General features: G+C 48.0%; 23 protein-coding genes. All 23 read left to right on the top strand.

Features of this window, described 5'->3' with window-relative positions; genetic code table 11:
• The first annotated feature begins 5 nt into the window (after positions 1 to 5).
• Positions 6 to 2,045, top strand: a complete 2,040-nt coding sequence (locus BUB85_RS00250) for a complex I subunit 5 family protein (RefSeq protein ID WP_073103551.1) — start codon at positions 6 to 8, stop codon at positions 2,043 to 2,045.
• 191 nt (positions 2,046 to 2,236) lie between these two features.
• Positions 2,237 to 3,520: a D-alanyl-D-alanine carboxypeptidase family protein gene (locus tag BUB85_RS00245; RefSeq protein ID WP_073103547.1), complete on the top strand. Its 1,284-nt coding sequence runs from the start codon at positions 2,237 to 2,239 to the stop codon at positions 3,518 to 3,520.
• A gap of 117 nt (positions 3,521 to 3,637) precedes the next feature.
• Complete coding sequence (locus BUB85_RS00240; protein WP_073103544.1) at positions 3,638 to 4,510, top strand: metallophosphoesterase; 873 nt, start codon at positions 3,638 to 3,640, stop codon at positions 4,508 to 4,510.
• A gap of 281 nt (positions 4,511 to 4,791) precedes the next feature.
• Positions 4,792 to 5,541: a segregation and condensation protein A gene (locus BUB85_RS00235; protein ID WP_073103880.1), complete on the top strand. Its 750-nt coding sequence runs from the start codon at positions 4,792 to 4,794 to the stop codon at positions 5,539 to 5,541.
• 50 nt (positions 5,542 to 5,591) lie between these two features.
• On the top strand, positions 5,592 to 6,161 hold the full coding sequence (gene scpB / locus BUB85_RS00230; protein WP_073103878.1) for an SMC-Scp complex subunit ScpB: 570 nt from the start codon (positions 5,592 to 5,594) through the stop codon (positions 6,159 to 6,161).
• Between the two features lie 81 nt (positions 6,162 to 6,242).
• Positions 6,243 to 7,451 carry a D-alanyl-D-alanine carboxypeptidase family protein gene (locus BUB85_RS00225; protein WP_073103539.1) on the top strand — a complete coding sequence of 403 codons (1,209 nt, stop codon included), beginning with the start codon at positions 6,243 to 6,245 and terminating at the stop codon, positions 7,449 to 7,451.
• A 147-nt stretch (positions 7,452 to 7,598) separates the two neighbouring features.
• A complete protein-coding gene (locus BUB85_RS00220) occupies positions 7,599 to 9,587 on the top strand; it encodes a 2-isopropylmalate synthase (protein ID WP_073103535.1) in 1,989 nt (662 codons plus the stop codon).
• Between the two features lie 211 nt (positions 9,588 to 9,798).
• Complete coding sequence (locus BUB85_RS00215) at positions 9,799 to 11,238, top strand: acyl-CoA carboxylase subunit beta (RefSeq protein WP_073103531.1); 1,440 nt, start codon at positions 9,799 to 9,801, stop codon at positions 11,236 to 11,238.
• A 14-nt stretch (positions 11,239 to 11,252) separates the two neighbouring features.
• Positions 11,253 to 12,029, top strand: coding sequence for an OadG family transporter subunit (locus BUB85_RS00210; protein WP_073103527.1), 777 nt, complete (start codon positions 11,253 to 11,255; stop codon positions 12,027 to 12,029).
• 16 nt (positions 12,030 to 12,045) lie between these two features.
• Positions 12,046 to 12,411: a biotin/lipoyl-containing protein gene (locus BUB85_RS00205; protein ID WP_073103524.1), complete on the top strand. Its 366-nt coding sequence runs from the start codon at positions 12,046 to 12,048 to the stop codon at positions 12,409 to 12,411.
• Positions 12,412 to 12,432: 21 nt separating this feature from the next.
• A complete protein-coding gene (locus tag BUB85_RS00200; protein WP_073103521.1) occupies positions 12,433 to 13,584 on the top strand; it encodes a sodium ion-translocating decarboxylase subunit beta in 1,152 nt (383 codons plus the stop codon).
• A gap of 90 nt (positions 13,585 to 13,674) precedes the next feature.
• Positions 13,675 to 15,090 carry an oxaloacetate decarboxylase subunit alpha gene (locus BUB85_RS00195; RefSeq protein WP_073103518.1) on the top strand — a complete coding sequence of 472 codons (1,416 nt, stop codon included), beginning with the start codon at positions 13,675 to 13,677 and terminating at the stop codon, positions 15,088 to 15,090.
• A 231-nt stretch (positions 15,091 to 15,321) separates the two neighbouring features.
• A complete protein-coding gene (locus BUB85_RS00190; protein ID WP_073103516.1) occupies positions 15,322 to 16,218 on the top strand; it encodes a MurR/RpiR family transcriptional regulator in 897 nt (298 codons plus the stop codon).
• The gene (locus BUB85_RS00185; RefSeq protein WP_073103513.1) at positions 16,215 to 17,459 is read left to right on the top strand and encodes a BaiN/RdsA family NAD(P)/FAD-dependent oxidoreductase; all 1,245 of its coding nucleotides are present in this window, start codon (positions 16,215 to 16,217) and stop codon (positions 17,457 to 17,459) included. Before BUB85_RS00190 ends, BUB85_RS00185 begins: the two co-directional genes overlap by 4 nt.
• A 91-nt stretch (positions 17,460 to 17,550) precedes the next feature.
• On the top strand, positions 17,551 to 18,207 hold the full coding sequence (cmk, locus tag BUB85_RS00180; protein WP_073103511.1) for a (d)CMP kinase: 657 nt from the start codon (positions 17,551 to 17,553) through the stop codon (positions 18,205 to 18,207).
• 23 nt (positions 18,208 to 18,230) lie between these two features.
• Positions 18,231 to 19,085: a 4-hydroxy-3-methylbut-2-enyl diphosphate reductase gene (ispH, locus tag BUB85_RS00175; RefSeq protein ID WP_073103508.1), complete on the top strand. Its 855-nt coding sequence runs from the start codon at positions 18,231 to 18,233 to the stop codon at positions 19,083 to 19,085.
• On the top strand, positions 19,066 to 20,145 hold the full coding sequence (rpsA, locus tag BUB85_RS00170) for a 30S ribosomal protein S1 (protein ID WP_073103506.1): 1,080 nt from the start codon (positions 19,066 to 19,068) through the stop codon (positions 20,143 to 20,145). The genes ispH and rpsA overlap by 20 nt, the downstream gene beginning before the upstream one ends.
• A 273-nt stretch (positions 20,146 to 20,418) precedes the next feature.
• Entirely contained in the window at positions 20,419 to 21,738 is a 1,320-nt protein-coding gene (rsxC, locus tag BUB85_RS00165; protein ID WP_073103503.1) for an electron transport complex subunit RsxC, read from the top strand.
• Between the two features lie 18 nt (positions 21,739 to 21,756).
• Complete coding sequence (locus BUB85_RS00160; protein WP_073103501.1) at positions 21,757 to 22,686, top strand: RnfABCDGE type electron transport complex subunit D; 930 nt, start codon at positions 21,757 to 21,759, stop codon at positions 22,684 to 22,686.
• The gene (locus tag BUB85_RS00155) at positions 22,686 to 23,300 is read left to right on the top strand and encodes an RnfABCDGE type electron transport complex subunit G (protein WP_073103498.1); all 615 of its coding nucleotides are present in this window, start codon (positions 22,686 to 22,688) and stop codon (positions 23,298 to 23,300) included. The genes BUB85_RS00160 and BUB85_RS00155 overlap by 1 nt, the downstream gene beginning before the upstream one ends.
• Positions 23,300 to 24,016, top strand: coding sequence for an electron transport complex subunit RsxE (gene rsxE, locus BUB85_RS00150; protein ID WP_073103495.1), 717 nt, complete (start codon positions 23,300 to 23,302; stop codon positions 24,014 to 24,016). Before BUB85_RS00155 ends, rsxE begins: the two co-directional genes overlap by 1 nt.
• Before the next feature lie 13 nt (positions 24,017 to 24,029).
• Complete coding sequence (rsxA, locus tag BUB85_RS00145) at positions 24,030 to 24,605, top strand: electron transport complex subunit RsxA (RefSeq protein WP_073103493.1); 576 nt, start codon at positions 24,030 to 24,032, stop codon at positions 24,603 to 24,605.
• 13 nt (positions 24,606 to 24,618) lie between these two features.
• Complete coding sequence (locus BUB85_RS00140) at positions 24,619 to 25,410, top strand: RnfABCDGE type electron transport complex subunit B (protein WP_073103490.1); 792 nt, start codon at positions 24,619 to 24,621, stop codon at positions 25,408 to 25,410.
• Positions 25,411 to 25,423 lie beyond the last annotated feature (13 nt).

The following is a 25,423-nucleotide window of genomic DNA, read 5'->3' as shown; positions in this document are numbered from 1 at the left end:
AGAAGATGAAATCGTTGTTTGTTATCGTAGTATTCTATCCCATGCTGGGGGCAATTCTGGGATATCTGATCGGGAGAAAATCAAAGGAGGCGAGAAATTATTTTGCGGATTTTGTTGTGATCTCCGAATTTTGTCTCATGCTGTTGGCACTGGTGAAGCTGCAGGGTGAGGAGTTGTTTCTCGACGAGATCTGTGGAATGGGACTGCATTTTGCCATGAATGGATTCCGTGGACTCTATGGTCTTATCGCCGCTTTTATGTGGATGATGACCATGATATTTTCACGGGAGTACTTCGCACATTACCGCAACCGAAACCGCTATTATCTGTTCCAACTGGTCACGCTGGGGGCGACGGTTGGTGTGTTTTTGTCAGCCAGTCTTTACACCACGTTTTTATTTTTTGAGATCATGTCCTTTACCTCCTATGTCTGGGTGGCACAGGATGAGAGAAAAGAGTCTCTGCGGGCAGCTGAGACATACCTCGCGGTGGCGGTCATCGGCGGGATGGTGCTGCTCATGGGATTGTTTCTGCTGTACAATGAGATCGGAACACTGGAGATTGCAGAACTGGCGCAGGGGTGCGAGGCCAGTCCCCACAGGACGAGACTGTATGTGGCGGGGGCGTGCATTCTGTTTGGATTTGCTGCCAAGGCGGGGGCATTCCCACTGCACATCTGGCTGCCGAAGGCCCATCCGGTGGCACCGGCGCCGGCCTCTGCACTGCTGTCCGGGATTTTGACGAAAGCGGGAGTGCTGGGGATTCTGATTGTCAGCTGCTATATGTTTTACGGTGACAAACCCTGGGGCAGCATGCTACTGCTATTCGGTGTTTTGACAATGTTTGGCGGAGCAGTGTTGGCCGTATTCTCCGTAGACCTGAAGCGAACGCTGGCCTGTTCCTCCATGTCGCAGATTGGCTTTATTCTGGTGGGAATTGCAATGCAGTGCCTGTTGGGGGAGGAAAATGCGCTGGCAGTTCATGGAACCTTTCTGCACATGATGAACCATTCACTGATCAAGCTGGTCCTGTTTATGGTAGCTGGTGTTGTGTTCATGAATATCCATGAACTGAATCTCAATGAAATCCGCGGATTTGGAAGGCACAAGCCGTTTCTCAACCTGGCATTTCTCATGGGAGCACTGGGAATCAGCGGGATGCCTCTGTGGAACGGATATATCAGCAAGACCCTGATCCATGAGAGTATTGTGGAATATGGAAGTTCCCCGGAATTTGTGTTTGTGGAATGGATATTTCTGATCAGCGGGGGACTTACGGCAGCGTATATGACAAAACTTTATGTGGCACTGTTCGTGGAACGGAATACGGATGAAAAAAAGCAGGCCCGTTATGACGCCATGAGCAGCAGCTATATGAACGCGCAGAGCCGGTTTGCTATCGGCGTAAGCGCACTGGTGCTGCCTGTGCTGGGAATTTTTCCGACCCTGACGATGGATCGTCTGGCACAGCTCAGTCAGGGATTTATGGGACTGAGTGAGTATGGACATCACGTGCATTATTTCGGCTGGGAGAGCGTTCGCGGAGGTCTGATTTCCCTCGCCATCGGGGTGGTGGTGTATCTGTTCGTGGTGCGGACATTTTTCATGCCCCGCAGGAACGGTGTCCGGGTGTATGCGGACCGCTGGCCGGCCTGGATGGATCTGGAGAACCTGATATACCGGCCGCTGATCCAGTACATACTCCCGACGGTGGGACAGTTTGTGTGCAGGATCGGTGACAGTCTGGTGGATACCCTTGTGGTGGTGCTTCGGAAAACAATCTACAACGACCGGAAGATTCCCTACCGCACCGGGCGTTTGCCAAAGGCGGATGTGTTGTTTGGGACTTTCATGGACTGGTATGCGGTTCGGTTAAGGCATCGGGACCAGGCGGTTTCTTACCGGCGTTCCCTGCGCCGCAGGAAAGTGGAGCGAAAAGAGAGCCGGCTGATGATCCGGCGCAGTCTATCCTATGGAATGCAGATGGTTGGAATCGGCATGCTGATCGTTGTGGGATACCTGCTGCTGTACCGGTTTGCACATTAGATGTATAAAGAAGAATATGAAAAAACGATTCTTCTCCATCATGACTGTAGTCGTCATGGTGGGATATGCATTGTCCATTGTTCCAATCGAAAAAAATAAGACGGGGATTGTGGTTCCCGGTAAAAGATGCATGAAAATAAAATACCAGCCATATTCTGATAATAGACAATGTCGGAAGAAGGGGCTTATCTATGAAGATATGGCTGGCTCTATACCTAAGTGGGGTGCTTGCGCTGAATCAGTTTCCTGTGTGCGTTACACCTCAAAACACTTCCTGCCTGCAGATGGAACAAAGTGAAACGGACCGCCTGGTGAAACAGGAGGAGACGGATCAGACAAATGTGGGGGAACAACCCGGAGAACAGCCCGGGGCACAGCCGGGGATGCAGCCGGAGGGGATTGAAATTGGTGCCCCGTCAGCACTGCTGATGGAAGCGTCCACAGGTGAAATTGTATGTGAGAAAAATGCAGATGAAGAGCGGCCGCCTGCAAGCGTCACTAAGGTTATGACGCTGCTTCTTATTTTTGATGCATTAGAGGACGGAAAAATCAGTCTTACAGACGAGGTGACTACGTCGGAATACGCGGCGTCCATGGGCGGATCCCAGGTGTTTCTGGAGACAGGGGAAAAGCAGACGGTGGAGACTCTGATCAAGTGTATTGCGGTCGCCTCGGCAAATGACGCGTGTGTTGCACTTGGCGAATACATTGCCGGGAGTGAGCAGGAATTTGTGGCGCGGATGAACGAGCGGGCAAAGGGACTGGGGATGGAGCACACACATTTTGTGAACTGCAATGGTCTTGATGCAGAGGGGCATCTCACCACCGCGCGGGATATTGCGCTCATGTCGCGGGAACTGATCAATAGATACCCACAGGTCCACGAGTATTCCATGATATGGATGGAGAATATCACACACAATACAGCGAAGGGGAGTTCCGAGTTCGGTCTGAGCAATACAAACAAACTGGTTCGCCAGTATGAGTACACCACCGGTCTGAAAACGGGCTCCACGGGAGAAGCAAAATTCTGCATCTCCGCCACAGCAAAGAAAAATGAGGTAGAGCTGATCGCAGTGATCATGGCGGCACCGGATCCGAAGACCCGATTTCAGGATGCAGTCACGCTTTTAAATTACGGGTTCGGCAAATGTCAGTTGTACAGGGATGCCGGGTCACAGAAACTAAAGACGGTGCCGGTGACCGGCGGAAAGAAAGAACAGACGACATGTATATACGAATCGGATTTTACGCATCTCTTTACAAAAGGGGAAGATATCAGTAAAGTCACATCAAAGATCACATATAAAGAGAGCGTGAAAGCGCCCGTAAAAAAGGGAATGCAGGTGGGAACCATCCGGTATCTGCTGGATGGAACGGAAATCGGAAACGTAAAGCTTGTCGCGGACGAGGAAGTGAAACGTGCGGATTTTATGGATTATCTTAAAAAACTGGCAGACCGTGCGGCACTGTGAAAGGGGACAGGAAAGGCACCGCAGGAGAAATCAGAGTTAACTTTCTTTGAAAGGCATGGTATACTTATGTCATTCATGAAAGCATAGAGGGAGATAAATAAATTGAGAGGGAAACGTATGGTGGGATATATAGGCGGTGCACTGGCGCTGCTTCTGGGCGTGGAATGCATCCGGGAACTGAATATGTTCCGGGTGACTCATTACCGGATAGATTCTCCCAAGTTAAAAACACTTGGGGAAGAAAAGAAAATCGTTTTTCTGAGCGATCTGCACAATAAGGTTTACGGGAACAACAACGAGGAGCTGATACGGACGATCGCAGCACAACAGCCAGATCTGATTCTGATTGCCGGAGATATGCTGATTGGGAAAGAAGGGGCGGACATAGATCCGGCCGTCGATTTTGTGAAGCGTCTCCCGCGAATCTGCCCGGTTTACTACGGCAATGGCAATCATGAGCAGCGCATGAAGGAGCAGCCGGAAAAGTACGGTGACGTCTACGAACGATTTCGGGGAAAGCTGGTTGACGCGGGTGTGAAATTTCTTGAAAATGAGACAGTCAGTCTGGACTGGATCGGAGTGGAGGCCGTGGTGAGCGGAGCGGAATATTCGATGCGGTATTTTGAAAAATTCAAGAGATACGAGATGCCCGTCGAAGAAATAGAATCCCGTATCGGGAAGGCGGATCCCCACAAATACCAGATTCTGATCGCACACAATCCGGTCTATTTTCAGACCTACAAACGGTGGGGCGCGGATCTTGTGGTGTCTGGGCATCTCCATGGCGGCATTGTCCGGATTCCGGGGATTGGCGGGGTGATCACACCGCAGGCATGGCTGTTTCCGCGCTATTCGGGTGAACTGACAGTTGACGGTGACAGCAGCCTTGTGGTCAGCAAAGGTCTTGGAACACACACGGTCAATATGCGGCTTTTTAACAAGGCAGAAGTGATCGTGCTTCATTTTGGACACTCTTGCGTAACGGCATGAGCCGTTGACGTGCAGAGCGGGATATCCGGAGATAAATGGAAACGGCATGCCTGGCCAGGGATGGAGGCATCATGTCCGGTCACAAATAGTTCTTGTGAATTTAAGCGAAGTTTATTATAATAAACAAAGTTGAAGCAAAGCGGATTTTAATGTCCGCTTTTTATAGAAACGCATTCAAAGTATTCCCTTGTTTTGTACGAAAACAGTTTGTGTTATGCACAACAGTTTCCGGTACAAAAAGGGGCAGACGAAGAATACAGAAAAAAGGACAGGAAAAACAGATGGGAATACCCGTAAAACTGCAAGTCTTCGAAGGTCCGCTGGATCTGCTGCTGCACTTGATTGATAAAAATAAAATAGACATCTATGACATTCCGATTGTCGAGATCACCAATCAGTACATGGACTATATCAAAGCCATGGAGCAGGAGGACCTGAACGTGATGAGCGAATTTCTGCTCATGGCTGCGACACTTCTGGATATCAAGTGCAGGATGCTGCTTCCCAAGGAAGTCAATGAGGAGGGCGAGGAGGAAGATCCCCGTCAGGAACTGGTGGAACAGCTGCTGCAGTACAAGATGTACAAGTATATGGCCTTTGAACTGAAGGACCGCCAGGTGGACGGAAACCTGACTTTCTATAAGCAGCCGACGATTCCATCTGAGGTGAACGATTACGCGGAACCAGTTGATCTGGATCTGCTGTTGGGTGACCTGACGCTCGCACAGCTGAACCGTATTTTTGAGGATGTGATGAAGCGGCAGGAGGACAAGGTTGATCAGGTGAGAAGCAAATTCGGTAAGATCGAGAAGGAGGAAGTGTCACTTCCCGACAAGATGGTCTATGTCAAAAATTACGCGATGGAGCACCAGCGGTTCAGTTTCCGGCAGATGCTGCAGGAGCAGACCTCGAAAATGCACGTGGTAGTCGCATTTCTGGCAGTATTGGAGATGATGAAGACGGGAGAGCTTCAAATCGAACAGGAGGATACATTTGGTGAGATTATGATCACATCTCTGGTGACAGAGTAGATCCATAAAGACAGCGGGAGAGAACCGGTATGAAAAAAGCGAGGAATAAAATGGAAATCGAAAAAATGCAGGGCATGATAGAGGCAATTCTCTTCACAATGGGGGATTCTGTGGAGCTGGGGCAGATCGCCGGGGCAATCGAACACGATGAAGAGACCACCAGAAAAATAATTCACAATATGATGGACAAATACGAGGCGGCAGATCGCGGAGTGCGGATCATCGAACTGGACAATTCCTTTCAGATGTGCACGAAGAAGGAGGCCTATGACTGCCTGATACGGATTGCGAAGGCGCCAAAACGGTATGTTCTGACGGATGTGCTTCTGGAGACAATGTCCATTATTGCTTACAAGCAGCCCGTCACCAGACTGGAGGTTGAGAAAATCCGCGGAGTAAAATCAGATCACGCGGTCAACAAGCTGGTAGAGTATGGGCTGGCGCAGGAAGTTGGTCGGCTGGATGCTCCCGGACGTCCGATCCTGTTCGGTACCACGGAGGAATTTCTGCGGAGATTCAGCGTACAGTCTCTGGACGAACTCCCGAGTCTGAATGCGGAACAGATGGAAGAATTTAAAAGCGAAGCCGAGGATGAGGCGCAGATGAAGCTCAATATATGATTGCCTGTTGTATATTCATGCAGAGTCATGCCCGCACAAAACACCACATACACTTAAATAATAGTGCATGTGGTGTTTTTAATGAAAAAAATTCTAATGGTATTCGTGTTGTTTCTCTTTAATTTTAATATTGTATACATGAGTACAATTCAGGCACGGGCATCTGACGCAGAAGAACTCACGCTGTATGCCCAGTCAGCAGTTCTGATGGATGCGGACAGCGGGAGGGTACTCTACGTAAAGAACGGGCAGGAGGCGAGGCCTATGGCGAGTACGACCAAGATTATGACATGCATTCTCGCGCTGGAGTACGGCCGCCTGGATTCGACAGTATCCGTGTCGGCGGAAGCGGCTGCCCAGCCCCAGGTGCACCTTGGGATGCAGCAGGGGGAGTCCTTCCGGCTCCGGGATCTGCTGTATTCACTGATGCTGGAGTCTCACAATGACTCCGCGGTCGCTGTCGCGGAGCACATCGGCGGTTCGGTGAGCGGATTTGCGGAAATGATGAACCAGAAAGCGAGAGAGCTGGGGTGTGAGGACACCCACTTTATCACCCCCAACGGTCTGGATCAGACGGATGAAGGGGGCGTGCATCACACGACGGCCCGGGATCTGGCCCTGATTATGCGATACTGTGTCTATGGGTCACCAAAAAGCCGGGAGTTTGTTGAAATCACGCAGACAAAAAATTATGTTGTAAATGAAATCTATGGGAAACGAACCTGTTCCTGCGCAAATCACAATGCCTTTCTTAGTATGATGGAGGGAGCTGTCTCCGGAAAAACGGGGTTCACGGGGGACGCGGGGTATTGTTATGTGGCGGCACTCGAACGGGGGGAGCGAAGATTCATTGTGGCACTCCTGGCCTGTGGATGGCCGAATAATAAAGGATATAAATGGAAAGACACAAGACTGCTTTTCACTTATGGTCTGGATCATTATCACTATCGGAAGGTTACGTTTTCGTGCGAACTTCCGGCGGTGAATGTTGTGCTCGGAATCCCGGACAACGGATACCGGGGACCTTCCACGGCTTCTCTTACCTGCGATGTTGGGAAAAAGCTTTCTGAAAAGGTGTTGCTGCGGGATGATGAACAGATGCAGAAAGCAGTCATTCTGCCGAAGCAAATAACGGCGCCGGTAAAAAAAGATAAAATTGTCGGCCGGGTTACATACAAAATAGGAGATTACACGGTGGCGGATATCCCGGTGCGGACGACAAAAACGGTGGGTAAATGGGACTTTTTCTGGGCACTTAACATTGTGGGGCAGCAATTTGCTCAAATGTAACAAAATAAATCAAATAAAATGATTAAATTTACCACTGGAAAAGATAATATATATGTGTTAGTATATGAATATCACAAAAAAAGACAACGAAATTGATTTATCCTACTGTTGAGGAATAGCGGAATCGATCAATGAAGGAGAGAAAAGATGAAGAATTATGAGAAATATGAAATCAGTTACTTTATGCCGCCTGTAGAATCTTATGACTGGGTGAAAAAAGATCATATCGATAAAGCACCGGCCTGGTGCAGTGTAGACCTGAGAGATGGAAATCAGGCTCTGATTGAGCCTATGGGACTTGATGAAAAAGTAGAGTTTTTCCAGCTGCTGCTGGACGTGGGATTCAAAGAAATCGAGGTGGGATTCCCAGCGGCATCTGAGACCGAGTACCAGTTTCTGCGCACGATTATCGAGCAGAATATGATTCCGGACGATGTGACCATCCAGGTGCTGACACAGGCGAGAGAACATATTATTAAGAAGACATTTGAGGCTGTAAAGGGAGCACCGCACGCGGTGATCCATCTGTACAACTCCACATCGGTTGCCCAGAGAGAACAGGTCTTCCGCAAATCAAAAGAAGAGATCAAACAGATCGCAGTTGACGGTGCAATACTGTTAGACAGACTGGCGAAGGAGACGGACGGAAACTTTACATTCCAGTACAGCCCGGAGAGTTTCCCGGGAACAGAGGTTGATTACGCGCTGGATGTCTGCAACGCAGTTCTGGATGTGTGGAAACCGACACCGGAGAAAAAGGCGATCATCAACCTGCCGACTACGGTGGAGAATGCGATGCCGCATGTGTTTGCAAGCCAGGTAGAATTTATGAGTAAGAACTTAAACTACAGGGAGAATGTGATTCTGTGTCTCCATCCCCACAATGACCGCGGTTGTGGTGTCAGCGATGCAGAGCTTGGCATTCTTGCAGGTGCGGACCGAATTGAGGGAACCTTGTTCGGAAACGGTGAGAGAACAGGAAATGTAGATATTATCACCGTAGCCATGAATATGTTCTCACACGGTGTGGATCCGAAGCTGGATTTCTCAAATATCAACGACATCTGTGAAGTGTATGAGAGACTGACCCGCATGAAGGTATATGAGCGATCTCCGTATGCAGGTGCGCTGGTGTTCACCGCATTCTCGGGATCTCATCAGGATGCGATCGCCAAGGGAATGACATGGAGAGAAGAGGGTAAGTCAGACAAGTGGACGGTTCCATACCTTCCAATCGATCCGAAGGATGTGGGAAGGCGCTACGATTCCGACGTGATCCGCATCAACAGCCAGTCAGGAAAAGGCGGCGTAAACTACGTCCTGAAACAAAATTTCGGAATCACGATTCCGGAGAAGATGAAGGAGGAAGTGGGATATCTGGTAAAGGATGTCTCAGACAAAGCACACAAAGAGCTTTCGCCGGATTCTATTTACCGTATTTTTGAGGACCATTATATTACCTACCATCCAATTTTCACCATCGATGAGTGTCATTTCAAGCAGGAGGATGGAATCCTTGCGGAGGCAACCATTCATAACGGGGAGGATGAGCATGTGATCAACGGCGTCGGCAACGGGCGTCTCGATGCGGTGAGCAATGCCGTGAAGCATTATTTCGGAGTGAGCTATGAGCTGTCATTCTATGAGGAGCATTCACTCACGAGAGGGTCTTCCTCAAAGGCGGTCGCGTATGTTGGTATCGTGTGCAACAAGCAGCGTTACTGGGGCGTGGGCGTAGATGCAGATATCGTGAAGGCATCTATTGCAGCACTGACTGTGGCGGTGAACAAGATGGAGGAGATCAAGAACGCAGATGCATGCAAGGATGCGAGACTGATCGAGATCACAAACTATATTCATGCAAATTATAAGACAGTGACGCTGGACGATCTCTCAGAGCAGTTCTTTCTGTCCAAACCATATCTGTCTAAATATATCAAAGAAAAATCAGGAATGACTTTCGGGGATATTCTGAAGAATGTCCGGATGAAGAAGGCACGTGCGATGCTTAAAAGCAGCAGCATGACGGTGGAGAATATTGCCGAGTCGGTGGGCTATCAGAACGTAGAGCATTTTAACAGACTGTTCAAAAAAACATATAATATGACACCGGTTCAGTTCAGGAACAGAAAATAAAACCGTATAAAACAACCCATGGCGCAAGGAAGAGTCAATATTACAGGCGCCGTGGGTTGTTTTTATAGAAAATGCATCAAGATGAGCCTGTGAAAATAATATCAGAATTTTCGCGGAATAATTTGCTATTTTTCCCAGAATCAGATATACTATAATAGGCAAAAATTTTGATGAAGTTTTTCAAAAAATATATAACATGGAGGGCTAAAATATGAGTTACAATGTAACAGAAAACTCTGCAAGCAAAAGAATTGCCGCTATGCTTGATCAGGGTAGCTTTGTTGAAATCGGGGGGGCAGTCACTGCCAGAAATACTGATTTTAACATGCAGGAAAAAGACACTCCGGCAGACGGTGTCATCACTGGTTATGGGGTGATTGACGGTAATCTGGTATACGTGTACAGCCAGGACGCAACAGTATTGAAGGGTTCTATCGGCGAGATGCACGCAAAGAAGATTGCAAATATTTATGATATGGCAATGAAAATGGGAGCACCGGTCATCGGTCTGGTTGACTGTGCAGGTCTGCGGCTCCAGGAGGCTACAGACGCACTGGAGGCATTTGGTGGTTTATACTACAAACAGGCTATGGCATCTGGTGTGATTCCACAAATCACAGCAATTTTTGGAATGTGTGGCGGCGGTCTGGCAATTGTTCCAGGACTGACAGACTTTACATTCATGGAGAGCACAGACGGAAAACTGTTTGTAAACTCACCAAATGCGCTCGAAGGCAATGAGATTTCAAAATGTGACACTTCCAGTGCAGATTATCAGGCAAAAGAGGCCGGTCTTGTAGACGGAATCGGTACAGAGGCTGAGATTCTTGGGCAGATCCGCTCACTGGTAGCTATGATTCCTTCCAACAATGAGGATGACGCATCCTACGATGAATGTACAGACGATCTCAATCGGGTATGTGCAGATCTGGCCAACGCCGGAGAGGACACAGCGATCGCGCTTGCGATGCTCTCTGACAGCAGCGTTTTCTTTGAGACAAAGAAAGCATTTGCAAAAGATATGGTGACAGGATTTATCAGACTGAATGGAATGACCGTTGGAGCAGTTGCCAACAGAACAAAGGTTTACGATGCGGCAGGATCTGTCGTGGAAGAGTTCGATGCGGTTCTCTCGGTAGAGGGATGTAAGAAAGCAATCGATTTCGTGAACTTCTGTGACGCATTTAACGTGCCGGTATTGACACTGACAAATGTGACAGGCTTCGCAGCAACGAAAGAGGCAGAAAAGAACATGGCCAGAGCGACAGCGAGAATGACCTATACATTTGCCAACGCAAGCGTTCCTAAGGTCAATGTGATCGTTGGAAAAGCTTACGGAAGTGCATACGTAGCAATGAACTCTAAATCAATCGGTGCAGATATGGTCTATGCATGGCCGACAGCGGAAATCGGAATGATGGATTCCAAGCTGGCAGCTAAAATCATGTATGCAGACGCAGATGCAGCGACATTGAACGAGAAGGCAGCGGAGTACAAAGAATTGCAGTCAAGTCCGATGTCAGCAGCAAGAAGAGGATATGTGGATGCAATCATTGACCCAGCTGATACAAGAAAGTATGTGATCGGAGCATTCGAGATGCTTTTCACAAAAAGAGAAGATCGTCCGGCAAAAAAACACGGAACGGTTTAGTGAGGTGAGGCAAAGTGAAGAAAAAAATTAGTTTATTATTACTTGTCTTTGTTCTCGCTGCGACCTGTCTTGCCGGATGCGGTGGAAGTACAGAGAAGGCGACGCTTAATTACGATGAGGCGACGCTGCAGAGTTACTCTGAGAACATTGTGCAGTCATTTTCACAGATGTCCGATGACAATTTCGAACTGCTTAAAGAAGAGTCAGAATTTGCATCAAATTCCAGACTTCTGCAGGCAGGGCTCCCGATTCAGTGCGAAGATTTCCGCACAATGATCGAAGCGTGGCAGAACGCGACCAAAGAGTACGGTGCTTATGTGGAGCATGGTGACTGGCAGATAGAAGCTACAGACAAAGACGTGACACTTACAACAACGGCTGATTTCGAAAATAAACAGACGGAACTGGTGTTTGTGTTTGACGAGAAGCTGAATATGACGAGTCTGACGGTGGATGTACATTACACGATCGGACAGATCCTCGAAAAAGCAGGACTTAATACATTGTTGGGAATGGGAACTGTATTTGCAGTATTGATTTTCATTTCGCTCATTATTTCTTTATTTAAATTTATTCCTGCGATCGAAGCAAAGTTTAAAAACAAGAATAAAGTGGAAGTTGCAGCGCAGGCACCGGTTTCCAGACCGGCACCGGTTCAGACGGCTGTTGTCACAGACGACACAGAACTGATTGCGGTAATCACGGCGGCAATCGCAGCTTCGGAAGGTACAAGCTCAGACGGATTTATTGTACGTTCAATTAAGAGAAGAAAAACGAATAAATGGAATTAATCAGGAGGAGATCAAGATGAAAAATTATGCTATTACAGTAAACGGAACTGTGTATGATGTAACAGTAGAGGAAAAAGGTGCAGGAAGTGCACCTGTAGCAGCGCAGGCAGCACCTGTAGCAGCACCAGCTGCAGCACCGGCGGCACCGAAAGCAGCAGCCGGTGCAGGAAGTATCCAGGTGAAAGCCGGAGCAGCCGGAAAGGTATTTAAATTAGAAGCAAGCGTAGGACAGAACGTGTCCAAGGGTGATCCGGTCGTGATCATCGAAGCAATGAAAATGGAGATCCCGGTAGTAGCCCCAGAGGATGGAACAGTTGCCAGCATCGATGTAGCAGTAGGTGATGCAATCGAATCAGGAGCAGTACTTGCTACATTAAACTAGTAACCTAGGAGGTTTTGACAAATGGAATATATTTCAAATACATTAGGAAACCTCGTGCATCAGACAGCATTTTTCAACCTGACCGTTGGAAATTATATTATGATTCTCGTTGCATGTTTTTTCCTCTATCTGGCAATCCGACACGAGTTTGAGCCGTTACTTCTGGTTCCTATCGCGTTTGGTATGCTGTTGGTTAATATTTATCCAGATATTATGATGTCCATCGAAGATTCTCCAAACGGAATCGGCGGACTTCTCCACTATTTTTATCTGATGGATGAGTGGGCGATCCTTCCGTCTTTGATCTTCATGGGCGTTGGTGCGATGACGGACTTTGGTCCGTTGATTGCGAATCCGAAGAGCTTTCTGCTCGGAGCCGCAGCACAGTTTGGCATTTTCGCTGCTTATCTCGGAGCAATGGCTCTTGGATTTTCAGATAAAGCAGCGGCGGCAATTTCAATCATCGGTGGTGCCGATGGCCCGACCTCAATCTTCCTTGCAGGTAAACTGAGTCAGACAGCCATCATGGGACCGATCGCTGTGGCAGCGTACTCGTACATGTCACTGGTACCGATCATCCAGCCTCCGATCATGAAGCTGCTCACGACAGAAAAAGAGCGTAAGATCAAGATGGAACAGCTCAGACCGGTATCCAAATTAGAGAGAATCCTCTTCCCGGTTATCGTTACAATCGTAGTATGCTCTATCCTTCCTACTACAGCACCGTTGGTAGGTATGTTGATGCTCGGTAACCTGTTCAGAGAGTCTGGTGTGGTAAGACAGCTGACAGAAACGGCATCGAATGCGTTGATGTACATCGTTGTTATCCTCCTCGGAACATCCGTGGGAGCAACCACAAGTGCAGAAGCATTCCTAAACTGGGATACAATCAAAATTGTTGTACTCGGTCTGCTGGCATTCTGTTTTGGTACGGCAGCTGGTGTATTGTTCGGAAAACTGATGTGTGTTGTGACACACGGCAAGGTGAACCCACTGATCGGTTCCGCAGGTGTATCTGCAGTACCGATGGCGGCACGTGTTTCCCAGAAGGTCGGCGCAGAGGCGGATCCTACGAACTTCCTGCTGATGCATGCCATGGGACCGAACGTGGCCGGAGTTATCGGAACCGCAGTTGCGGCCGGAACATTTATGGCCATATTTGGTGTAGTATAAAATCGGAACTCAGGGCGCAGCTTTCTGAGTGAAGTGGAAGATTTTCGTGGGAACCTCGTTTCCTCATAAAAATTTAAAAGGAGAAAAATAATGGCAGATATAGAAAAAAAACCAATTAAAATTACGGAAACCATTCTGCGTGATGCGCATCAGTCTCTGATTGCAACGCGTATGACAACCGAGCAGATGCTTCCGATCATCGACAAGATGGATAAAGTGGGATACCATTCCGTAGAGTGCTGGGGTGGTGCTACATTTGATGCATCCCTTCGTTTCCTGAAGGAAGATCCATGGGACAGACTTCGCAAGTTCCGCGATGGATTTAAGAATACCAAGCTTCAGATGCTGTTCCGTGGACAGAATATCCTTGGATACCGTCCGTATGCAGATGATGTCGTAGAGTACTTCGTACAGAAATCTGTTGCCAACGGTATCGACATCATTCGTATTTTTGACTGTCTGAATGACCTGCGTAACCTGCAGACAGCCGTGACGGCAGCAAACAAAGAAAAAGGACACGCTCAGGTTGCACTTTCGTACACTCTGGGTGATGCATATACCATGGAATACTGGACAGATATCGCGAAGAGAATCGAAGATATGGGTGCAGATTCTATCTGTATCAAAGATATGGCAGGACTGCTTCTTCCATATAAAGCGACCGATATGATCGCGGCGATGAAGGATGCGGTGAATATCCCGATCCAGCTTCATACCCACTATACATCCGGTGTGGCTTCGATGACATATATGAAAGCGGTAGAAGCAGGTGTTGATGTGATCGATACAGCAATGTCACCGTTCGCACTGGGAACCTCACAGCCGGCAACAGAGGTTATGGTTGAGACCTTCAAGGGCACACCGTATGATACCGGATTTGACCAGGCTCTTCTGGCTGAGATCGCTGATTATTTCAGACCGATCCGCGACGAGGCACTGGATTCCGGACTTCTGAATCCGAAGAACCTTGGTGTCAACATCAAGACATTGTTATATCAGGTACCGGGAGGTATGCTTTCCAACCTGACATCCCAGTTAAAAGAGCAGGGAGCAGAGGACAAATACTACGATGTGCTGGAAGAAGTGCCGCGCGTGCGTAAAGACCTCGGTGAGCCGCCACTTGTTACACCTTCTTCACAGATCGTTGGAACACAGGCAGTATTTAACGTGCTGATGGGCGAAAGATACAAGATGGCAACAAAAGAGACAAAAGATGTACTGTCAGGCAAGTACGGTGCAACTGTAAAACCGTTTAATCCGGAAGTGGTAGAGAAGTGCATCGGCAAAGATGCGGAAATTATCACATGCCGTCCGGCAGATCTGATTCCAGACGAACTGGAGACTCTCGAGAACGAGATGAAACAGTGGAAACAGCAGGATGAGGATGTCCTCACTTACGCGCTGTTCCCGCAGGTTGCAGTGGACTTCTTTAAGTATAGAGAAGCACAGCAGACCAAAGTGGATGCGACCGTTGCAGACACAGAAGACGGAGCTTATCCGGTGTAAGAATCAGACCGTGCAGTGGATTGTGAATATCCGTGCCGCCTCCTGTCAGGAGTGGGGCTGCGTAGCAGATGCCGGCTGATCTGGCAAGATGATAAATCCCAGTATACAAAAGGTATACTGGGATTTTTGCGGACAAGGAGCCGGGCAGAATCAAAGAGTTGGCGTTGCGTTTTGGGGGACGATACGTTATACTACTTGAGGAGATAAAGAGAAAAAGTGCGGAGGCGTGTCGTGGGGAAACGAAATTCGAATGAATTATTAAATCGAATAGATGAAAAGTACAGTAAGTTCAGCAAGGGGCAGAAAAAGCTGGCTGAATTTATAACAGAGAATTATGACAAAGCAGTGTTTATGACAGCTGCAAGGATGGGCAAAGAAGTGGGCGTCAGTGAGTCGACGGTGGTGCGTTTTGCATCGCAGCTGGGCTATAAAGGGTATCCGGGATTTCAGAATGCGCTTGAGGAACTGGTGCGCAATAAGTTAAATTCAATCCAGCGTATGGAAGTGGCATATGGAAGAATCAGTCATTCGGAGATCCTGCAGACGGTGCTGCAGTCAGATATTGAAAAAATAAAGCAGACCATCGCCTGTGTGGATCAGAAGGCATTTGAGCTGGCGGTGGATACGCTTATCAGCGCGAGACGCATCTATGTGATCGGCATTCGAAGTTGTGCGCCTCTGGCGGAATTTTTGAGCTTCTATCTGAATCTGATCTGTGATAACGTGAATGCGGTCCACACAAACAGTTCCAGTGAGATATTCGAGCAGCTGATCCGCATCGGGGAAGAGGATGTGATCATCGGGATCAGTTTTCCGAGGTATTCTATGCGTACCTTGAAGGCACTGGAGTTTGCCAGCAACCGCAAGGCGAAAGTGATTACACTGACGGACAGCGTTCACTCGCCGATGAATCTGTATTCGTCCTGTAATCTGATTGCCAAAAGTGACATGGCATCCATCGTGGATTCCCTTGTCGCACCACTGAGTGTGATCAACGCGCTGGTGGTTGCGCTGTGCATGAAAAAGCAGGAGGATGTTGTAACGACGCTGGAGACGCTGGAAGGCATCTGGGATGAGTACCAGGTATACAGCAGAGATGAATTAAATAAGGTGAATGATAAACTATGAGTAAAGTATTAGTGGTAGGTGGAGGACCGGCCGGCATGTTCGCGGCAATATTTGCGGCGAGAGCGGGGCATGAGGTTCACCTCTACGAAAAAAATGAAAAACTTGGAAAAAAATTATTTATCACAGGCAAAGGCAGATGCAACATCACCAATGCGAGTGATATGGAGGTGCTGTTTCAGTCAGTAGTGGGAAATCCAAAATTTCTGTACAGTGGATTTTATTCCTTCACAAATGATCAGGTGATCGATTTCTTTGAGGCACTCGGCGTGGCGACAAAGGTGGAACGGGGGAACCGTGTGTTTCCGATGTCAGACCATTCCTCGGATGTGATCGGCGGTCTGACGAGAGAACTCAGACGCCTCGGCGTGAAAATTCACCTGAATACAGCGGTTAAAAGAGTGGGAGAGTTAAACCATACCTTCCGGTATATTGAACTGGAGGATAAGACAAAGATCGAGGGAGACGCCTGCATCATTGCGACCGGCGGAATCTCTTACCCATCGACCGGATCGACCGGTGACGGCTACCGGTTTGCAAGGGAGCTGGGACATCAGGTGACGAAGCTCTACCCGTCTCTTGTTCCAATGGAAGTCAAGGAGGACTACGTGAGGGAGCTTCAGGGACTTTCGCTGCGTAACGTAGAGGTGAGACTGTATCATGAACGGAAAAAGGTGTACGATGACTTTGGCGAGATGCTGTTCACCCATTATGGTGTGAGCGGACCTCTGATCATCAGCGCCAGCGCGCTGGTGGGGACGCAGCTTGCAGAGCATACGCTGCGTATGGAGATCGATCTGAAGCCGGCACTTTCTTTTGAACAGCTGGACGCAAGGCTCCTGCGGGACTTCGAAGAGTGTAAGAATAAGCAGTTTAAGAATGCGCTCGACAAGCTGTTTCCGGCGAAGCTGAAGCCGGTCATGCTGGCAATCAGCGACATTCCCATGGAGAAAAAGGTGAATGAGATATCCAGGGAAGAACGCCATGGCTTTGTGAATCTGATTAAGCATTTTCCACTCACAGTGACCGGACTGCGCGGATATAACGAGGCAATCATCACCAAGGGAGGAATCAGGGTGAAGGATGTGGATCCGGGCACCATGGAATCCAGGTTAGTCAGAGGGCTGTATTTTGCAGGCGAAGTGCTGGATCTGGACGCCCTGACCGGCGGATTCAATCTGCAGATTGCCTGGTCGACAGGATACCTGGCGGGAGTGAACGCCGGAAACAGCCGGCCGGAGTAAATCAGATACAGAAATAAAAACAGGGATTTCGTATACTTTGTGTTTAAAGTGGGATTATTGTGGGAAAGCTATAAAGGAATAGGAGATTAGAATGGGCTATAACGTTGCAATCGACGGGCCGGCGGGGGCCGGTAAAAGTACTATCGCAAAACTGGTGGCAAAGAAAAAAGGATATATTTATGTGGATACGGGGGCGATGTACCGCGGCCTTGCGGTGCATTTTCTGAGAAAAGGAATCCGTCCGGGCGAGACGGATAAAATCGCAGAGGCATGTGAGGATGCACAGGTGACAATCCACTATGAGAACGGTGTACAGCAGGTGTATCTGAACGGGGACAACATTACCGAAAAGCTGCGGACGGAGGAGACCGGGAATATGGCGTCCTTCAGCTCCGCGGTCCCTGCGGTTCGCGAGAAGCTGCTGGAGCTGCAGAGAACGCTTGCTGCGGAGCATGACGTCATCATGGACGGGCGCGATATCGGAACGAATATCCTTCCCCATGCGGATGTCAAGATCTATCTGACCGCCAGTGTGGAAACCCGCGCGAGAAGACGGTTTGACGAGCTGAAGGAAAAGGGGGCGGACTGCAGCTACGAGCAGATTGCCAGAGACATTGAGGACCGGGACTACCGTGATATGCACCGTGATATTGCACCGCTGAAACAGGCGGAGGATGCGGTTCTTGTGGACAGTTCGGACATGACGATTCAGGAAGTGGTCGACCGGATCGCGGCCTGTTGTGCCTGAGAACAGAGGTGAGGAGAGCGGATATGAAAGTGAAGCTTGCAAAGACAGCCGGGTTCTGCTTCGGCGTGAAGAGAGCGGTAGATACAGTGTATGAGCAGCTCAGGGAAAACCCGGACGTACCGATCTATACATTCGGCCCCATCATTCACAATGATGAGGTGATCAAGGACATGGAGGCCAGGGGCGTCCATGTGGTCCGCACGGAGGAAACGCTGGAAGATCTGCCTGAAGGGATCATGATCATAAGATCCCATGGCGTGGAGCGGAGAGTGTGCGATAAACTGGAGGGTGTGGGAATGACAATTGTGGATGCCACCTGCCCTTTCGTGAAAAAAATCCATAACATTGTGGACCAGGAAAGTGGGAATGGAAAGCATATTGTGATCATCGGAAACCCGTCCCACCCGGAAGTGGAGGGGATCAGAGGATGGGCAAATGGACCGGTTACAGTTATTCAGACGGTGGAGGAGGCGGAAAAATTCGCTGCAGATTCTACAAAATCGGTCTGTGTGGTATCGCAAACGACATTTAATTACAACAAATTCAAAGAATTAGTTGAAATTCTCAGCAAAAAGAGTTATGATGTAAGTGTTTTAAATACGATCTGCAGTGCGACGAAAGAACGTCAGACGGAAGCAAAAGTGATTGCGGAAGAAGTTGACGCGATGATCGTCATCGGAGACAAGCACAGTTCCAACACACAGAAGCTATTTGAAATATGTAATACAGCATGTAAAGCTACGTACTATATACAGACACTTGACGATTTGGATATGAATCAATTAAGGTCCGTGGATACAGTAGGTATTACAGCAGGGGCATCCACGCCCAATAATATAATTGAGGAGGTTCAAAATAATGTCAGAATTATCTTTTGAACAAATGTTAGACGAATCATTTAAAACAATACATAACGGAGAGGTTGTAGACGGTACAGTCATTGATGTTAAGCCAGACGAAATCATCTTGAATATAGGTTACAAAGTAGACGGTATCATAACAAAGAGTGAATACTCGAACGATCAGTCGGTTGATCTTACAACTGTTATATCCATCGGTGATCCGATGACCGTAAAAGTATTGAAGGTTAACGATGGCGATGGCCAGATGTTATTGACTTATAAGAGACTGATTGCCGAGAAGGGCAATGAGCGTCTGAGAGAAGCTTATGAGAACAAAGAAGTACTGAAGGCAACCGTTACACAGATTCTTGGTGGTGGGTTGTGTGCGACAGTAGATGAAGCAAGAGTATTTATTCCGGCAAGTCTTGTGTCTGATACTTATGAAAAAGATCTCAGCAAATATGACGGTCAGGAAATTGAGTTCGTAATCAGCGAGTTCAATCCTAGAAGAAACCGTGTCATCGGTGACAGAAGACAGCTTCTTGTTGCAGAGAGAGCTGAGAAGCAGAAAGAGTTATTTGCGAAGCTTCAGATTGGTGATACAATCGAGGGCGTTGTTAAAAACGTAACAGATTTTGGCGCATTTATCGACTTAGGTGGAGTAGACGGTCTGCTTCATATCTCTGAGATGTCATGGGGAAGAGTTGAGAATCCGAAGAAAGTATTCCAGGTTGGCGATGAGCTGAAAGTTCTTGTCAAAGACATTAACGATACCAAGGTTGCTCTGAGTCTGAAGTTCCCGGAGACAAATCCGTGGGCAAACGCAGCGGAAGATTTTGCTGTTGGCAAGATCATCACAGGTAAGGTTGCACGTATGACAGACTTTGGTGCATTTGTTGAGTTAGCACCTGGTGTTGATGCTCTTCTGCATGTTTCACAGATTTCAAGAGCTCACGTTGACAAGCCGTCTGATGTATTATCAACAGGTCAGGAGATTACTGCTAAGATCGTAGATCTGAATGAAGCAGACAGAAAAATCAGCCTCAGCATGAAAGCGCTGGAGCCGGAAGAATCTGTAGAGAATGACGCTGAATAGTATTGAATAGAACAGCTACAACTTAAAATGTTAAATAGATAGGGACTGTTTTGGTCTCTATCTTTTTTAATATACAGGGCAGAATTTGAGGTTTCGGCGCTCTGTCAAAACAGGGCATATGAATCTAAATATGTGAAAAATAGATAAAATGCTGTTAAAAAAACGACAAGCTGTACTTAATAATGTACAATCTATTCTTCTTATTAGCTGGATTTTCGACAGAAATTCGAGTATGATATATATTATGAGAAAAGGAAAGGAAGGGAATAAAGAATGGGACTTCTAACATTTAAAGGTGGAATACATCCGAATGACGGCAAAAGTCTGGCGAAGGATCAGGCGATTGTCGATGTAATGCCGACCGGCAATCTGGTGTATCCGCTTTCACAGCATATTGGAGCTCCGGCAAAACCTGTGGTGCAGGCAGGAGATCAGGTGTTGAAGGGACAGATGATTGCAGAGGCCGGAGGTTTTGTATCGGCTCCGGTTCACGCGTCGGTTTCCGGAACGGTAAAGGCAATCGAACCACATTTTAATCCGACAGGCAGTATGGTACCTTGTATCGTTGTAGAGAATGACGGCGAGTACAGGGAAGTGGAGTACGCTCCGGTAAAGCGGCTCAGCGAGATGACGAAAGAAGAAATCCTCAACACAATTGCGAACGCAGGAATCGTTGGAATGGGAGGAGCAGGTTTTCCGACCAGGGTAAAGCTGTCTCCGAAAGAACCGGATAAGATTGACTTCGTGATCGCAAACTGTGCAGAGTGTGAACCATATATCACAGCTGACTATAGAAGAATGCTTGAGTATACGAACGAGCTGGTGGGAGGCATGAAGGTGGTATTGTCCTTGTTTGACAATGCAAAGGGGTATTTTGGCGTTGAGGACAACAAAAAAGACTGTATCGCGAAACTGGAGGAGGCCATCAAGGATGAGCCTCGTATGTCTGTCAAGGTACTGCAGACGAAGTATCCCCAGGGAGCGGAGCGGCAGTTGATTTTTGCGGCGACGGGAAGAGCAATCAATTCTACGATGCTTCCGGCGGATGCCGGGTGTGTGGTGGATAACGTGGAGACTCTGATCAGCATTTACCGCGCAGTTGTCATTGGGAAACCACTGGTGGACCGCGTGGTTACAGTGAGCGGTGACGCGGTGGAAAAACCAGGAAATTTCCGTGCATTGATTGGCACGAATCACCAGGATCTGGTGGACGCTGCCGGTGGTTTCAAATCAACTCCGGATAAGATTATTTCCGGGGGGCCGATGATGGGCTTTAGTATGTTTACACTGGATACCCCGATCACAAAAACTTCTTCCTCTATTCTTGGTTTTCTTGAAGATGAGGTCGCAAAGAATCAGACGACGGCATGCATTAACTGCGGACGCTGTGTGGAGGTATGTCCAAGCAGGATCATCCCCTCCAGACTTGCAGACTATGCAGAATGGCATGATGAAGAGACATTTACCAGACAGAATGGTCTGGAATGTGTAGAGTGTGGATCATGCAGCTACGTATGTCCGGCAAAGAGACCTTTAAAACAGTCTATCGGTTCCATGAGAAAGATAGCACTGGCAAACAAGAAAAAGAAATAAGAGAGAGGTGAATGAGCAGTGAATGAGAATTACAATATATCTTCTTCACCACATATCCGCGACAAGGTGACGAGCAGCAACATCATGCTGATGGTTACGATTGCTTTGCTCCCTGCAACGATATTTGGTGTTTATAATTTCGGCCTGAGCGCACTGATCAACATTGTTCTGACGACGGCGACCGCTGTCCTGTCAGAGTATGTTTATGAGAAGCTCATGCACAAACCGGTTACAATCAGAGATTTCAGTGCAGTTGTCACAGGACTTCTGCTGGCATTGAATCTTCCGCCGACACTTCCGTATTGGATGGGACCGCTCGGCGCGGTATTTGCAATCATTGTTGTGAAACAGCTTTTCGGAGGACTCGGACAGAACTTCATGAACCCTGCGCTGGGTGCAAGATGTTTCCTGCTGATCTCCTTTACAGGAAAGATGACATACTTTGTGTATGATGGTGTGACGGGAGCGACCCCGCTTGCTGAACTGAAAGCTGGACAGAGTGTGAATACGATGGATATGCTTCTCGGAACGATCAGAGGAACCATTGGTGAGACATCGGTGATCGCAATCATGATCGGAGCAATTTTCCTGCTGCTTATGGGAATTATTGATCTTAGGATTCCGGGTACATATTTACTGACATTCGTAATCTTTATCACGATCTTTGGAGGCCATGGATTTGATCCACAGTACATTACAGCACATCTGTGTGGCGGTGGTATCATGTTGGGAGCATGGTTTATGGCTACGGATTATGTGACATCCCCGATTACGAAAAAGGGGCAGATTGTCTATGGAATCTGTCTTGGCTTGCTGACCGGACTGTTCCGTCTGTTTGGCGGATCTGCAGAGGGCGTTTCCTATGCGATTATCTTTAGTAACCTTTTAGTCCCATTGATTGAAAGAGTTACTCTTCCAAAACCATTTGGTAAAGGAGGAGAAAAATAATGAATAAAACGATTAAAAATGCACTTATTTTAACGGCAATCACAATGGTTGCGGGGTTCTGCCTCGGTATTGTATATGAGGTGACAAAGGCTCCGATTGCCACAGCGCAGGAGAATGCGAAGCAGGAGGCTTACAAGGCTGTCCTTGCGGATGCAGAGGAGTTCAGTGCGTATGAAGCGTTCGATGCGGACGACGCAGCGAGTATACTCAAGGATGCGGGACTCACCTCGGACATCATCGACGAAGTCGCGGAAGCGAAGGACGGAAGCGGTGAAACAGTAGGTTATGTCATTACAGTGACCTCAAAAGAAGGATATGGCGGTGATATCAAGATCTCTACCGGTATCGATATGACAGGAACGGTAAAGGGAGTCTCCATCCTTTCAATCAGCGAGACTGCCGGACTTGGAATGAAGGCGGCAGAGCAGACGTTCCAGGATCAGTTCAAGGATAAGCAGGTAGAACAGTTCGCGTACACGAAGACCGGAGCGACTGAGGACGGCCAGATCGATGCGCTGAGCGGCGCAACAATCACGACGAACGCGTTTACGAACGATGTGAATGCTGCTCTGGCATATTATCAGGCAGTACTTGCGGAAGGGGGCAGCAACTAATGGGAAAATATACAGAACGATTATATAACGGTATTATTAAAGAAAATCCGACCTTTGTGCTGGTTCTCGGTATGTGCCCTACGCTGGCGGTTACGACCTCAGCAATCAATGGTGTCGGAATGGGACTTTCTACAACAGCCGTACTTGTCATGTCCAACATGATGATTTCACTGCTGCGTAAAGTGATTCCGGATGGGGTCCGCATGCCTGCATTTATTGTGGTGGTTGCTTCTTTTGTAACCATGGTTCAGTTTCTGCTGGAAGGATTTGTTCCAAGCCTATACGATTCATTGGGACTCTATATCCCGCTGATCGTTGTAAACTGTATCATTCTGGGAAGAGCGGAAAGCTACGCTTCTAAAAATACAGTCGGATTGTCCATCTTTGATGGTATTGGAATGGGACTTGGATTTACGGTTGCGCTGACGCTGATCGGTATGTTCAGAGAGCTGATCGGATCAGGAAAACTGTTTGACTTTGTGATTTTGGGAGACTGGTATACACCAATTACCATTTTTGTCCTTGCGCCGGGAGCACTGTTCGTATTGGGATTTTTGACAGCTGCGATGAACGCGATTGCAAATAAAAAAGGAAAACCGAGAAAAGATACATTTGGCGAGTGCGGGGCGGGATGTGCCACCTGTGGAAATTCTGCCTGCCGTGGACGCATGATGACAACAGAAGCTGCAGCCGAAAAGCCGGCAGAAAAAGAATAGGAGGGCAGTACAGATGAAAGAATTATTGATTATTGCCATTGGCTCAGCCATGGTAAACAACGTTGTACTCAGCCAGTTCTTAGGACTCTGTCCGTTTATCGGTGTATCCAAGAAGGTTGACACAGCAGCCGGTATGGGCGGAGCGGTATGTTTTGTTATTACGATCGCATCACTGTGTACTGGGCTGATTTACAACTATATACTGATCCCGCTGGGATTTGAATATCTGCAGACTATCGTGTTTATTCTGGTGATTGCTGCACTGGTTCAGTTTATCGAGATGTTCCTGAAGAAGTCTGTTCCGTCTCTCTATAGGGCGTTGGGCGTATATCTTCCGCTGATCACCACAAACTGTGCAGTACTCGGTGTGGCTCTTACAAACGTACAGAAAGAGTATAATATCCTGCAGGGTGTTGTAAACGGACTTGCAACTGCAATTGGTTTTCTGATTGCGATTGTAATTATGGCAGGTATTCGTGAGAAGACAGAACACAATGACATTCCGAAAGCATTTGAGGGATCTGCAATCGTCCTTGTTACAGCAGGATTGATGGCAATCGCATTTTTCGGATTCTCAGGATTGATTTAGGAGGACGCTGATTATGAGTATAACAGGTATTATTATAGCTGCGGCTATCGTGGGTGGCACCGGCTTATTGATTGGTGTGTTCCTCGGAGTTGCGGGAAAAAAGTTTGCGGTAGAGGTCGATGAACACGAGGAGGCTATTCTCGGTGTTCTTCCGGGAAACAACTGTGGTGGATGTGGATTTGCAGGCTGTTCCGGACTTGCGGCTGCAATTGCCAAGGGTGAGGCGGAAATCGATGGATGTCCGGTCGGCGGAGCGCCGGTTGCAGCAAAGATTGGCGAGATCATGGGGCAGACGGTGGAAGAGGGCGTGCGCAAGGTTGCATTTGTAAAGTGCGCAGGTGACTGCGAGAAGGCGAAGACGGATTACAACTATACCGGTCTCGAGGATTGTACCATGATGGACTTTGTTCAGAATGGCGGGCCGAAGTCGTGTAATTACGGATGTCTTGGATACGGAAGCTGTGTAAAGGCATGTCCGTTTGATGCAATCCACATCGTGGACGGTGTAGCGGTCGTTGACATAGAGGCCTGTAAGGCCTGCAGCAAATGTATCAAAGCCTGCCCGAAGCATTTGATCGAGCTGGTACCTTATGAACAGAAGCATCGTGTCCGCTGTGTGAATCAGGAAAAAGGCAAGATGGTGATCTCCGCATGTGAAGCCGGATGTATTGCCTGCCGTATGTGTGAGAAGGTCTGCGAGACAGGTGCAATCACGGTAGTGGATAATATTGCGCACATTGATTATGACAAGTGTACAAATTGCGGTAAATGTGCAGAGAAGTGCCCGAAGAAAATTATTCAGTAGGACAGAGTGGTTC

The sequence above is a fragment of the Hespellia stercorisuis DSM 15480 genome (assembly GCF_900142165.1).
Lineage (GTDB): Bacteria > Bacillota > Clostridia > Lachnospirales > Lachnospiraceae > Hespellia > Hespellia stercorisuis.
This window is presented reverse-complemented; position numbering and strand designations above follow the sequence as displayed.